General features: G+C 46.6%; 11 protein-coding genes. 3 read left to right on the top strand and 8 right to left on the bottom strand.

The genetic code is table 11. From position 1 onward, the window contains the following. Positions 1-11: 11 nt before the first annotated feature. From leuC to leuA, 3 genes are all read right to left on the bottom strand, one after another. Positions 12-1,412 carry a 3-isopropylmalate dehydratase large subunit gene (gene leuC / locus CKQ84_RS10335; protein WP_173913221.1) on the bottom strand — a complete coding sequence of 467 codons (1,401 nt, stop codon included), beginning with the start codon at positions 1,410-1,412 and terminating at the stop codon, positions 12-14. Between the two features lie 23 nt (positions 1,413-1,435). After that, on the bottom strand, positions 1,436-2,530 hold the full coding sequence (leuB, locus tag CKQ84_RS10330) for a 3-isopropylmalate dehydrogenase (RefSeq protein ID WP_105251182.1): 1,095 nt from the start codon (positions 2,528-2,530) through the stop codon (positions 1,436-1,438). A gap of 70 nt (positions 2,531-2,600) precedes the next feature. Continuing rightward, the gene (leuA, locus tag CKQ84_RS10325; RefSeq protein WP_105251181.1) at positions 2,601-4,169 is read right to left on the bottom strand and encodes a 2-isopropylmalate synthase; all 1,569 of its coding nucleotides are present in this window, start codon (positions 4,167-4,169) and stop codon (positions 2,601-2,603) included. A 509-nt stretch (positions 4,170-4,678) separates the two neighbouring features. Here leuA and CKQ84_RS10320 point away from each other — a divergent pair. Continuing rightward, the gene (locus CKQ84_RS10320; protein ID WP_105251180.1) at positions 4,679-6,460 is read left to right on the top strand and encodes a diguanylate cyclase; all 1,782 of its coding nucleotides are present in this window, start codon (positions 4,679-4,681) and stop codon (positions 6,458-6,460) included. Here the strand turns inward: CKQ84_RS10320 and recQ are convergent. Further along, positions 6,442-8,265, bottom strand: coding sequence for a DNA helicase RecQ (gene recQ, locus CKQ84_RS10315; RefSeq protein WP_105251179.1), 1,824 nt, complete (start codon positions 8,263-8,265; stop codon positions 6,442-6,444). The two genes, CKQ84_RS10320 and recQ, sit on opposite strands and share 19 nt — an antisense overlap. Before the next feature lie 327 nt (positions 8,266-8,592). On the opposite strand from recQ, the gene CKQ84_RS10310 reads away from it, so the two are divergent. Continuing rightward, positions 8,593-9,057, top strand: coding sequence for a thioesterase family protein (locus CKQ84_RS10310; RefSeq protein ID WP_006079875.1), 465 nt, complete (start codon positions 8,593-8,595; stop codon positions 9,055-9,057). 205 nt (positions 9,058-9,262) lie between these two features. Continuing rightward, entirely contained in the window at positions 9,263-10,147 is an 885-nt protein-coding gene (gene rarD, locus CKQ84_RS10305; RefSeq protein WP_105251178.1) for an EamA family transporter RarD, read from the top strand. Between the two features lie 49 nt (positions 10,148-10,196). Here rarD and CKQ84_RS10300 read toward each other — a convergent pair whose 3' ends face one another. From CKQ84_RS10300 to rpmB, 4 genes are all read right to left on the bottom strand, one after another. Beyond that, positions 10,197-10,715, bottom strand: a complete 519-nt coding sequence (locus CKQ84_RS10300) for a PH domain-containing protein (RefSeq protein ID WP_105251177.1) — start codon at positions 10,713-10,715, stop codon at positions 10,197-10,199. A 119-nt stretch (positions 10,716-10,834) separates the two neighbouring features. Beyond that, positions 10,835-12,154, bottom strand: coding sequence for an amino-acid N-acetyltransferase (gene argA, locus CKQ84_RS10295; protein WP_105251176.1), 1,320 nt, complete (start codon positions 12,152-12,154; stop codon positions 10,835-10,837). 322 nt (positions 12,155-12,476) lie between these two features. Then, positions 12,477-12,650 (bottom strand): 50S ribosomal protein L33, encoded by a 174-nt coding sequence (gene rpmG / locus CKQ84_RS10290; protein ID WP_006079871.1) that lies wholly within the window; start codon positions 12,648-12,650, stop codon positions 12,477-12,479. A 6-nt stretch (positions 12,651-12,656) separates the two neighbouring features. Further along, a complete protein-coding gene (gene rpmB / locus CKQ84_RS10285; RefSeq protein WP_006079870.1) occupies positions 12,657-12,893 on the bottom strand; it encodes a 50S ribosomal protein L28 in 237 nt (78 codons plus the stop codon). Between the last annotated feature and the right edge of the window lie 13 nt (positions 12,894-12,906).

The following is a 12,906-nucleotide window of genomic DNA, read 5'->3' as shown; positions in this document are numbered from 1 at the left end:
GTTTACGGTAATTAGTAAGGTTTACGAATATCGACAAAATGCCCAGCCACCGCAGCGGCGGCGGCCATTGCTGGGCTCACTAAATGGGTGCGACTGCCACGGCCTTGGCGACCTTCGAAATTACGATTACTGGTCGAGGCACAGCGATCGCCCGCCTCTAATCTGTCATAGTTCATCGCTAAACACATGGAACAACCCGGTAAACGCCACTCAAATCCCGCTTCAATAAAGATTTTATCTAAGCCTTCGGCTTCGGCTTGGGCTTTCACTTGACCAGAACCAGGTACTACAATCGCGGTGACGCCACTCGCGACTTTACGGCCTTTGGCATGTACTGCGGCGCTGCGTAAATCTTCAATCCGCGAGTTAGTACATGAACCGATAAATACTTTGTTGATACTGATGTCTGTCATAGGCGTCCCCGCACTCAGGCCAATGTATTCTAGGGCCTTTTCCATACTAGCTCGGGTACTTGGATTTACTTCATCAATAGGATTTGGCACTTTTCCATCGATCGCTACGACTTGGCCAGGGTTAGTACCCCAAGTCAATTGCGGCGCAATATCAGCGGCATCTAACTCAACGACAGCATCAAACACGGCGCCATCATCGGTCTTAATGGCTTTCCAGTAAGCGACAGCCTCAGTCCAATCTTCGCCCTTTGGCGCAAATTCGCGGCCTGCTAAATAGTCGAAAGTGGTTTGATCCGGCGCGACCATGCCCGCTTTAGCGCCCATCTCAATTGCCATGTTGCACACTGTCATGCGGCCTTCCATCGACAGGGCTTCAATCGCCTCACCGCAGAACTCCACCACGTAACCCGTGCCACCATCCATGCCGATTTTGCCAATAATAGCGAGTACGATATCTTTGGCGGTCACGCCATCGGTGACATGACCACGCACTTCAATCTTCATGGTCTTAGCTTTTAGCTGACGCAGAGTTTGCGTCGCTAAAACGTGCTCAACTTCAGATGTGCCAATGCCAAACGCCAGCGCCCCAAAGGCGCCATGGGTCGCGGTATGGGAATCACCACAGACAATCACAGTGCCGGGTAAGGTAATCCCTAACTCTGGCCCCATTACATGCACAATCCCTTGATTAGGATGATGAATGTCGTATAAACGCACGCCAAAGTCTTTACAGTTTTGCGCTAGGGTTTCAACCTGAGTGCGTGCCATCGGGCTTAGGGCATCCAAGCTGGCGCTGCGGGTCGAAGTATTATGATCCATAGTGGCAAAGGTTTTTTCCGGTGCACGCAGTTTGCGGCCCGCCACTTTTAAGCCACTAAATGCTTGGGGAGAAGTCACTTCATGGACTAAATGTCTGTCGACATAAATGATCGGCGCTTCACCTTCAGGAGTCGCTACAACGTGGGCATCCCATACTTTTTGATACAGCGTTTTTGCCACCGCGTTTTTTGGCACAGTCGTCATTACACACCTTCCTTTATAGCATTGGCGATAAAGTCACCCATCTCGGCGGTTGATTTAGCTTGGCTACGCTTGTCGCTGCTCAATAGCTCACCGGTTAAGTAGCCAGAATTTAATGCTTTGCTGACGGCACGCTCAATCGCACACGCAGCTTCTTCTTGCTTTAAGCTGTGGCGCAGCATTAATGCCGCCGACAGAATTTGGGCGATAGGGTTTGCAATGCCTTTACCCGCGATATCGGGCGCACTGCCACCCGCAGGTTCGAATAAACCAAAGCCAGTGCTGTTCATGCTCGCCGATGACAACAAGCCCATAGAGCCGGTTAACATGGCGATTTCGTCGGATAAAATGTCGCCGAACAGGTTAGAACATAACATCACATCGAACTCATCGGGACGACGTAGCAACTGCATAGTCGCATTATCGATATAGATGTGTTCAAGCTCGACATCGGGGAAGTCCACCGCGACTTCTTCTACCACTTGGCGCCATAACACTGAACAGGCGAGCACGTTGGCTTTATCCACTGAGGTCACTTTTTTACGGCGACCACGGGCGGCTTCAAAGGCGATGCGGGCGATACGGCTAATTTCGCGGCGGCTATAACGCATGGTATCGAAAGCTTCTTCATTTTCGCCTTCACCTTGACGACCCTTTGGCTTACCAAAATAAATGCCGCCAGTTAACTCACGCACACATAAAACATCAAAGCCACGGGCGGAAATATCGCTACGCAGCGGTGACATATGTTCTAAGCCATAATGCAATTTAGCTGGGCGCAGGTTACAAAACAGTTCGAAGTGACCACGCAGTGGCAATAGCGCGCCGCGCTCAGGTTGCTCATTTGGCGGTAACTTTTCCCACTTAGGACCACCTACCGAGCCAAATAGGATCGCATCAGCCGCTTCACAACCTTTTAGCGTGGCATCGGGTAGCGGGCAACCGTGGTTATCGATGGCAATACCGCCAACATCGAATTCAGTGTATTCGATATTCAAATCGAAACGCGCTTCAACCTCACGCAGCACTTTACGCGCCTCTACCATCACTTCAGGACCGATCCCATCCCCTGCTAATACTGCTATTTGATAACTCATACGCCAGCCAACTCCTTTAAATGTAAATGCTTTATGCTCGACCTTGCTATTCTTTGGATGCTTTTAGCGACTAGACACCGCCTAGCTCTCGATTTTTTTGCATGCTTTGTTTGTAATCGGCGACCTTGTCTGCGCGGCACGTTAAGTTCATCACATGCACTAAAGCGCGTGCAGAGGCTTCAACCACATCGGTCGCTAAACCTACACCATGGAAGTTTTGCTCGTGGTAAACCGCGGTAATGTCCACTTGGCCTAAGGCATTTTGACCTACGCCCTTAGCGCCTAGCTTATAGCTGATGATATCGATTCGACGATCGGTTGCGCGGGCAATCGCGTTATAGGCAGCATCGACCGGACCATTACCCGTTGCGGCTTCGGTTTTAATTTCGCCGCCCACTTCGATACGCACAGTCGCCGTAGCAACGCCTTCAGTTGAGTCAGACTGCACCACTAATTGCTGCAATTGATAGTGATTGTCTTCTTCGGCCTGCGCCTCCATAAAGGCTAAGGCTTCTAAATCATAATCAAATACTTGGCCTTTTTTATCTGCCAATTTTAGAAACTCTTCGTACAGAGTATCCATATTGTAATCGTGCTCGCTATAGCCCATTTCCTCCATGCGATGCTTGATCACATGGCGACCCGAGCGCGAGGTCATATTCAAGTTGTTACGATTCAAACCTATGCTTTCGGGCGTCATGATTTCATAGGTATTTTGTGCTTTTAACATGCCATCCTGATGGATACCCGACGAATGGGTAAAGGCATTGGCACCGACAATCGCCTTGTTCGCCTGCACTGGCATATTGCATAACTGGCTGACTAAATTAGAAGTACGATGAATTTCCTTGGTATTAATGCCCGTTTCTAATCCCAACATCCCCTTACGCGTCGCTAAAATCATCGCGATCTCTTCCAGTGAACAGTTACCCGCACGCTCACCTATGCCATTGATCGTACATTCAATTTGACGCGCACCGTGCTGTACAGCGGTAATCGAGTTAGCCACAGATAAACCTAAGTCATCGTGGCAATGCACTGAGATCACCGCTTGGTCGATATTCGGCACCCGATTAAACAAAGTCTGAATGATATTGCCAAACTCGCTTGGTACTGTGTAACCGACCGTATCGGGAATATTAATGGTGCGTGCGCCCGCACGAATGGCGGCTTCTACCATAAGACATAGATTATCGATGGGCGTACGCCCCGCATCCTCACAGGAAAACTCCACATCGTCGGTAAAACGGCGGGCATACTTCACCGCGCCTACGGCCATCTCTAACACTTGGTCGAAAGAACGCTTCAACTTGCTCTCAACGTGAATCGTTGAGGTCGAGATAAACGTATGGATACGGAATTGATCTGCGACAGACAAGGCCTGCGCCGCGGCATCGATGTCCTTTTCCAATGCACGGGATAAGGCACAAACGCGGCTATTTTTAATGGTACGCGCTATGGTCTGCACTGACTCAAAATCACCGGGTGAAGAAACCGGAAAACCCACTTCCATCACATCCACACCGAGACGTTCCAGCGCCATAGCGATCTGTAGTTTTTCTTTGACCGACAAACTTGCGGCTAACGCCTGCTCACCATCACGCAAGGTAGTATCAAATATTATGACTCTGTTAGACATCTCGCTTCTCCATGGAACGTCACCGTTCGTTAGTTAATTTTTGCCGTATTCAGATACAAAAAACCCCGCAACATCGGTGCGGGGTTTGTGAATGCTTTGCCTCTTTATCGAGCGTGCAACACTAAGACCTCCGCGTATAAACCGCGAGAGAGAGAAGGAGGAGGTCGAGTTTGCGGCTAATAATATTCATTTAATCTGTATATTTATTCTGTTTGAATTATTGAGGACGGTTAATATTTAACTTGCCTAGCCGATAGTGTCAACCCTAATTTTTTCATGTTCCACTCATTCAACCTGTCTTAAGGCTAATAACGGTGAGTTTCATCCCCAAATTAGTGATCGATTCCACAGAATTAACCAGCTGTTTGGATTCAGAAATCACTGGGATGTGTTAACTTATTCCCCTTAGAAAAAAATAGTTTTTTATGCAAAAAACGATTAAGAAAAGTTATAATCCCGCCTTAGTGATTAGGGATATTAGAACTTACGCATTTTATATGGAGCACAAAATGGATTTTCGCGTCTTGGTACTGAGCCTGTTGTTATGGCTGTTTCCCTTTGGGGCCAGTGCTATAGACCAATTAGATGAACTCACTGAACTCGTCTACCAATATCCCAGTAAAGCACTCACTCAAATAACAGCGTTAGAAAAACAATTTGCAACCAGTGCAAGCTCAGATATCAATCGACTCAGATTAAGTGTATTGAAATGCCAAAACCTACTACAAATAGGGGAAAATGAAGCCGCTATCAACGTCGCTCAATTAGGCGAAGCAAACGCTAAACAACTTAAGCTAGATCAAGTACGACCTTACTTTTTGATTTGCCAAGCCGACGCCAACCTTAGCTATAACAATGTTCAAAATGCCCTACCTTTGCTTGATTCAGCCATTAACCTAGCGCGACGTTACCAGCAACCACAAGCCTTAGTCGATGCTTTACGCTTACGTGGCCAACTCGATACTGACACTGATAACTTCTCCTCTGCTATCGAAGATTTACGCCTCGCGATTGATATTTATCCGGATATTCATGCTCAAACCCAAAATTGGATTTGGCCACCACAGGCCTATGTGTATGCCGCGATGGGAAATTTACTTTATGCCACCCATGATTTCCCCCAAGCCATGTATTACACCAACTTAGGTATACAAAGTGCCGATGCAAAAGGGAAAGTTTTACACTTTATTTTACGCAATGCAGCTCGGATAGCGCTTGATAATCAAGAGTTTGATTACAGTGATAAACTCGAACAACAAGCTAAAGCGCTTTTACCTGAGCTCGGTTCGCCACTTGAACTCGCATACAGTTATGCCATTTTGGCCTCAATCGCGCTCGATAAAGGCCGCATCGATAATGCCGAAGAATATCTTTCTATCGCGATTAATACGTTTAAAAAACAAAATCAACAATTAGCGACAATGCGTTCAACTCGCCTACTCGCCCAAATTCGTTTTGCTCAGCATCAAGAAGATGCCGCTTTAATCCTCATGAATCACGCTATTGAGCAAGCTGAAAACCTAAAACAATACTCAGATCTCAAAGGGTTTTACGGGATCATGAGCGATCACTACTTAGAAAAAGGGGATTTTAAACAAGCCTATTCTTTCTTGCTCAAACGTTATCGAGCGGCCGAGCTCACCAATCAAGCGATGAATAATGCTCGGATATTGCAGTTTAAGGCCCGTCTAAATCAACAAGATCTACAGCAGGAGCCAAATAGCACTGCACCAGAAAAAGATTCAATCTTACAAGAGCTAAATGTCGATTGGGCCTATAGCACACTGTTCTTAATCGCGATGACATTATTGGGCGGAGCTATTTGGTATTTGATTGATAAACAGAATAATCGTGCCCCACATATTGAAGGTAATGAACCTGCGGAAACGCTGCTCCAACAAGTCACATCAGCATTAAACAGTGCCAAACAAGGTAATTACCCACTGTCTTTATTATTGTTTAATGCGAGTCAGATCCGTCAAGTTGACCTACCTCTCTTACAGGATGAGCTACAACACAGACTACGGGAGCAAGATAAGTTAATCCGATATTCGATGGATGAAATTGTCATTATCCTGCCGCATACCTCGGCAACTGGTGCTAAAAGAGTCGTTAGTCAGTTAGTTGCTTGCATTCAGCCTTGGCAGGGTTCAAGTAAGGTCAATATTGGTATAGCGGCGATGCAACAGTTTGATACCTTAGAGTCTTTAATTAAGCGAGCCAGCATAAATCAATTGGGCAAGGTTAAAGTCAATGAGAATAATCCAAACTATTATTCTCCCGCTAAATAAGCCGCGATTTCATCGAGAAAAGCGTCACCGAAACGGCTCAGTTTACGCTCGCCCACTCCGTTGACTGCGAGCATTTCCCCCGCGCTCGTTGGCATCATGGCTGCCATTTCTGCGAGGGTAGCGTCGTTAAAGACTAAATACGGCGGCACATCCTGCTGCTCGGCAATGGTTCTACGCAATAACTTCAACCGTGCGAACAACTTACGGTCATAATTCAACGGTGCTTTAGACTGACTCGCCTTACGTTTTGTGGTTGTTAACTGAATACGCGGTTCGGCGAGCATTAACGCTACGTCACCTTTGAGCACAGGCCGTGCCGATGGGTTTAAGGTAATAGATGAGCCGCGGGTCACATCTTGACTCGCCAGTCCCAGATGAATGAGTTGGCGGATCACACTCAACCAATATTCATGGCTCTTGTCTTTACCAATCCCCCAAGTCGTGAGTTTGTCATGCCCTCGATCGACTATCGGCGCGCCTTTCGAACCGCGCATCACTTCAATTAAATGATTGATACCAAAACGCTGGCCTAAACGGAAAATACATGACAGCACCTTCTGCGCATCTTCGGTGCCGTTATAACGCTTAGGCGGGTCGAGGCAAATGTCGCAGTTACCACAGGGCTCTAATGCACTCTCATCAAAGTAATGCAGCAACACTTGGCGGCGACAGGTCTGCGCCTCAGCAAAGGCAGCCATAGTATTAAGTTTGTGGAATTCGACCTGTTGCTGCGGTCCTGGCTCGGACTGTTCAATCAAATGTCGCACCCGACCAATATCGGCGGGATCGAACAACATAAAAGCTTCTGCATCGAGCCCATCACGTCCTGCTCGGCCCGTTTCCTGATAATAGGCTTCGATACTTTTCGGGATATCGTAATGCACTACAAAGCGCACATTCGACTTATTAATCCCCATACCAAAAGCCACAGTGGCAACCACAATATCAATTTGATCTTTAAGGAAACTATCCTGTACTGCACCACGGTCTTCCTGCGTCATTCCTGCATGATAGGCCTTGGCATTAAAACCTTGCAGGCATAAACGGTCAGCCACTTCATCGACACGGCGGCGACTGCTGCAATAAATAATGCCGTTAGTGCCATTCTGCTGCGTTAAAAAATGTCGTAACTGATTAGCTGCATTAAGCTTTTCGGCGACTGTATAGCGAATATTGGGCCGATCGAAACTTGAAAGTAAACGGAACGGGTCAATACCGAGCCGCTCACAAATACTCTGCCGAGTCGCCTGATCTGCTGTTGCGGTCAGCGCCATCATGGGCACATAGGGGAAGAGTTGTTTTAGCTGGCCGAGCGCCGCATATTCAGGGCGAAAATCATGGCCCCACTGACTGATACAATGCGCCTCATCAATGGCAAACATCGCCAACTGGAGCGACTGCATACGCTCAATAAAATCAGCGGTTAATAAGCGCTCAGGTGACACATAAAGTAGTTTTAACTCACCGTGGCGTAGCTGCCTTAATACTTCGGCACTCTGCTCGCGCGGCAAAGAAGAATTCAGATAAGCCGCAGCAACACCGGTTTGCAACAAGCTATCGACTTGATCTTTCATCAAAGAAATCAATGGAGATACGACAATAGTGATGCCATTCATCAGCAACGCGGGGAGTTGATAGCAAAGACTCTTACCGCCGCCCGTTGGCATGATCACTAAGCAATCTTGCCCGCCACAGACACGTTCTATCACCTCCCGCTGACCGTCCCTAAAGTCACGGTAACCAAACACCTGTGCGAGGCGTTGCGAGAGCGGATCATCATGCGTGTCGAGTACGAGCTTTTCCATGGATCTTCTATGTCAAAAGTGAGGGGGCCTATTCTATACCCAAACTAGTTCAAAATGCAGGATTCAACGGTAATTTAAAGCGTTTTAGACGAGGCAATTCACCACGATTGCAGCTATTTTAACCCTAGTGGGCTAAGCCAAAAATAACGAACGCGGGGTAAAATACTTTAAAAACTGCCGAAACGGTGTCGTCATTTTAGCGACGGAGTTGCATTAGCCGTAAGCTTCACTGTAGATTAATTGCTCTAAGCCGCACTTTGTTTATCTCAGTGTTGATAACAAATCCAATTACGCCTAATACCGTCACTCAGTGACAAGGACCCCAAAATGACCAGCCCAATCCAAGCCGAAGCTTTGAGAAGAGTCGCAGCAGTATTTGATCAACATGTCCCTTTCCATAATCTACTCGGACTCGATATCAAGCGTTATGACATTGATGGCGTCGAAGTCGTGATCAACATGAAGCCTGAGCTGATTGGCAATATCCACCAGCAAATCCTCCACGGCGGTGTGACAGCAACGGTACTCGATGTGGTTGGCGGACTCACGGCCTTTGCAGGACTGGTCGCCAGTCGTGATGATTGGACGGTCGAAGAGCTGCAACAACGCCTGCAAACCCTAGGGACAATTGATATGCGCGTCGATTATCTGCGGCCGGGACGCGGCCTCACCTTTACGGGCACGGGCAGCGTCATTCGTGCGGGTAATCGAGTTTCAGTATGCCGCATGGAACTACATAATGAGCAAGGCACCCATATCGCTTTTGGAACAGGGACTTATATGGTGGGTTAGGCGGTTAAATTTAGATGTGTATTACTGCCTTAGGGCTCAAAATTGACTAAGGTAAACGTCTTGATCAACAGGATGTTTACTCACTTTAATCGCCCATTCAATCTATTGCGGAGATATTCTGTAACGAAAAGAACACGGCGATACCCTTGAGTCAGCGGTCAGACACACCTACAATCGCCACCTTGTTGTTCTTCGAAGATGTCTCATGCCAAATCTTGAATACCGCAAAGGGATCCTACTTGCCGTCAGTGCTTACTGTATGTGGGGTTTTGCGCCTTTATATTTCAAATTACTCAACCATGTTTCCGCCACCGAAATTTTGCTCCATCGAGTGATTTGGTCATTCGTGTTTATGCTGATCATTATGCAGTTTATCGGCGGTTTTTCTCGCTTACGCTTACTGTTTAAACAGCCTAAACAGTTGATGGTTCTCACCATTACTTCCATATTGATCGCGGGAAACTGGCTACTATTTATCTGGGCGGTAAATAACGATCACATGCTCGATGCCAGCCTAGGTTACTTCATCAATCCTTTACTCAACGTTTTACTCGGTATGTTATTTCTAGGCGAAAGGTTGCGTAAACTGCAATGGTTTGCGGTTTCACTCGCCAGCGCTGGCGTATTGATCCAGTTAATCTCTTTTGGCTCGATTCCCATCGTCTCACTGGCACTCGCGGGCACCTTTGGTTTCTATGCACTGCTGCGAAAAAAGGTCAATGTGGATGCTAAGGCCGGATTATTGGTCGAAACCGCAGTGTTATTACCGGTAGCGCTGATTTATCTCCTCGCAACCTTAGACACAGCCACAGCGAGCATGCTGACTAATGATTGGCAACTGAATCTGATGTTAATGGCGGCTGGGATAGTGACTACCATTCCTTTACTGTGTTTTGCAGGGGCAGCGGTACGTATTCCATTGTCTATGCTCGGCTTTTTCCAATATATTGGCCCGAGTATTATGTTCATCCTCGCGGTGAGTCTGTTCAATGAGCCCTTCGATGCCGAAAAAGGCGTGACCTTCGGCTTTATCTGGAGCGCGCTGCTCGTCTTTACCTTAGATATGGCCTATAAACGCAAAACGGCGTGAGCATTATCACGCCGATAAACACAGTGGCAGAAGTGATGACATATGATGATTACTTCTGTAACTGTGCTAAAAACTCACTCCCTTGCGGTACTGTCAGTAATAAACTGTAGCCTTTAGTCGTTGGCACTAACACTAACTGCGATTTATCTGTTATCGCCAAAAATGCCCTGCCTTTCCCTTGTAGATTAAACCAGCCCAATTGAAATCCTGGCATGCCTATACCGTTGGTTTTAAAGCTCGGCGTTAAATCTGCCTCTTGCTGCAAATCGACTATGCGCGCCTCTGCAGGCAATAAATCCACGCGGGATAACTGCACTTTATAGAAGGGAACATCCAATGTGAGCTCTGTATCGGTTAACACTAATTCGGCGCTATTCGATTGATAGAAGACCCAAGAAAATCCGCCCATCATCACCAGCAATATACCTAAACTCGCTGACTTCGCTATCTTAGGCATATTTTTTAGCCATAACATCAGCAAGATACCCACTAAACCGAGCAATAAGACGATAAAACTGAAGATAGAGGTTTGGGTTAAAGGGGCGAGTTCAAAAAATTGAGGACTCATTGGCAGTATCTCCCGTGCAGTGAAGCCTTAATCTGCCAATAAAGACATATTATGTCAATAAAAATGCCAGCGCTAATATGAGTACTAGGCTGGTATTGATTGGATTGATTTAGAACGGCTTAAAGATCGAGCGCGAGAATTTTTGAGCGGCGTTGATAGTTATACAACTGCTTCTTCTTCTGTGGCAGTGCTTCAACATCTTCAATCACAAAACCATGCTCTAAGAACCAGTGAATGCTCCGAGTTGTCAATGCAAACAAGCGTGAATAACCACGGTTTCTGGCCTGATTGATAATGTTCTTCAGCAGTAAGCTCCCTCTGTCGGCATCGCGATAATCGGGATGCACCACCAAACAAGCAAACTCACCCGCATTGTCCTCTTCAAAAGGATAGAGCGCAGCGCAACCAATCACTAAACCATCACGTTCAATCAACATGAACTGTTCGATTTCAATCTCAAGCTGCTCACGACTACGACGCACCAGAATGCCTTGTTCCTCCAATGGACGGATAAGGTTCAACACACCGCCAATATCGGCGATTGACGCACAGCGTAAACGCTCAGCACTCTCAGTGACGATTTGTGTACCAATCCCTTCACGGGAAAACAGCTCTTGTAGCAAAGCACCATCTTCAAGGTAGCTAACTAAATGACAACGTGGCACACCATTGCGGCAAGCATCGATACTGGCTTTGAGAAACGCCATAGTGCCAACACAAGCAGAACCTTGCTCGGCCAGCTTGTTCATGATGTTTTGCGCATCATTTGGCATCAACTCGGCAATTACATCGCCATTACGATCGAGAATACCGTTCTGTGAGCTAAAGCCGATCATCTTGTCTGCTTTGAGCTTAATCGCAACTTGAGTCGCGATTTCCTCGGCGGTGAGATTAAAGCTTTCACCAGTAACCGAAGCAGCAATCGGCCCCATCAATACGATGCAGTGATTATCTAACTGACGTTTTAAGCCTTGCACATCAATACGACGCACTTTGCCACTCAGGCAAAAGTCCACACCATTATCCACACCCAGTGGTTGAGCAATCACAAAGTTGCCGCTTACTAAGTTAATTTGCGCACCTTGCATCGGCGTATTACTTAAACTCATGGATAAACGCGCTGTGATATCAAATTGCAGTGCACCCGCAACTTGCTTAATCACTTTGAGCGAATCTTCATCCGTGATACGCACACCGTCGTGGTAGGCAGGCGCAATACCGTTGGCGGCTAATGCAGCATCAATCTGCGGCCTAGCGCCATATACCAGCACCACTTTGATCCCTAAACTGTGCAGCAGGGCGACATCATTTAAGATGGCGCGGAATTGATTTTGAGCCAAAGCTTCACCGCCAAGCATGACCACAAAAGTTTTACCTCTGTGAGCATTAACATAGGGGGCAGAATGACGAAATCCATCAACCAGTTCAGTGGTACGCACGCGTTATTTACACCTCATTTTTGAGCTGGCAGCGTCACTATGACATGCCAGGAATGAATCGCTAACTTTCGCGTATGGTATTGCATTTTAATTCACATATAAAGAATTTATTCTCACTAAAGTGCAGATTTAATGATTTAAAGTGCTTAGAACCGCACTATTTTATATTTTCAGCAAGTATTCACACTTTTTTAACTTCACAGGGGATGATTCAGCGGCTTAAGTTTGCGAGGCAATTATCTCAACTTGATGACTAGCCACTAAAAAAATGCAAAAAAAAGCCCCTTAAATAAGGGGCTTTTCTCGAAACACTAACCAAGGATTACTTGATTTTGGCTTCTTTGTAGATAACGTGCTGACGAATAACTGGATCAAATTTTTTGATTTCCATTTTTTCAGGCATGTTACGCTTGTTTTTTTCAGTTGTGTAGAAGTGACCAGTCTTAGCTGTAGAAACTAATTTGATCTTCTCACGATTACCTTTAGCTTTAGCCATGATCTATTATACCTTCTCGCCACGGGCACGAAGTTCAGCAACAACAACTTCGATACCTTTTTTGTCGATCAGACGGATACCTTTAGTAGATACACGTAACTGTACGAAACGCTTTTCTTCTTCTAACCAAAAACGGTGGTTTTGTAGGTTAGGTAAAAAACGACGACGGGTCGCGTTTTTTGCATGCGAACGGTTGTTACCAACCATCGGCTTCTTGCCAGTAACTTGGCATACTCTTGACATGTCAATCTTCTCC

The organism is Shewanella sp. WE21, assembly GCF_002966515.1.
Classification (GTDB): Bacteria; Pseudomonadota; Gammaproteobacteria; order Enterobacterales; family Shewanellaceae; genus Shewanella; species Shewanella oncorhynchi.
Note: the sequence above shows the minus strand (reverse complement) of the source record. Positions and strands in the feature narration are given on the sequence as shown.

Coding starts and splice junctions, on each gene's coding strand:
- leuB (WP_105251182.1), bottom strand. CDS start 2,530: ATGAGTTATCAAATAGCAGTATTAGCAGGGGATGGGATCGGTCCTGAA.
- leuA (WP_105251181.1), bottom strand. CDS start 4,169: ATGTCTAACAGAGTCATAATATTTGATACTACCTTGCGTGATGGTGAG.
- CKQ84_RS10320 (WP_105251180.1), top strand. CDS start 4,679: ATGGATTTTCGCGTCTTGGTACTGAGCCTGTTGTTATGGCTGTTTCCC.
- recQ (WP_105251179.1), bottom strand. CDS start 8,265: ATGGAAAAGCTCGTACTCGACACGCATGATGATCCGCTCTCGCAACGC.
- CKQ84_RS10310 (WP_006079875.1), top strand. CDS start 8,593: ATGACCAGCCCAATCCAAGCCGAAGCTTTGAGAAGAGTCGCAGCAGTA.
- rarD (WP_105251178.1), top strand. CDS start 9,263: ATGCCAAATCTTGAATACCGCAAAGGGATCCTACTTGCCGTCAGTGCT.
- CKQ84_RS10300 (WP_105251177.1), bottom strand. CDS start 10,715: ATGAGTCCTCAATTTTTTGAACTCGCCCCTTTAACCCAAACCTCTATC.
- rpmG (WP_006079871.1), bottom strand. CDS start 12,650: ATGGCTAAAGCTAAAGGTAATCGTGAGAAGATCAAATTAGTTTCTACA.
- rpmB (WP_006079870.1), bottom strand. CDS start 12,893: ATGTCAAGAGTATGCCAAGTTACTGGCAAGAAGCCGATGGTTGGTAAC.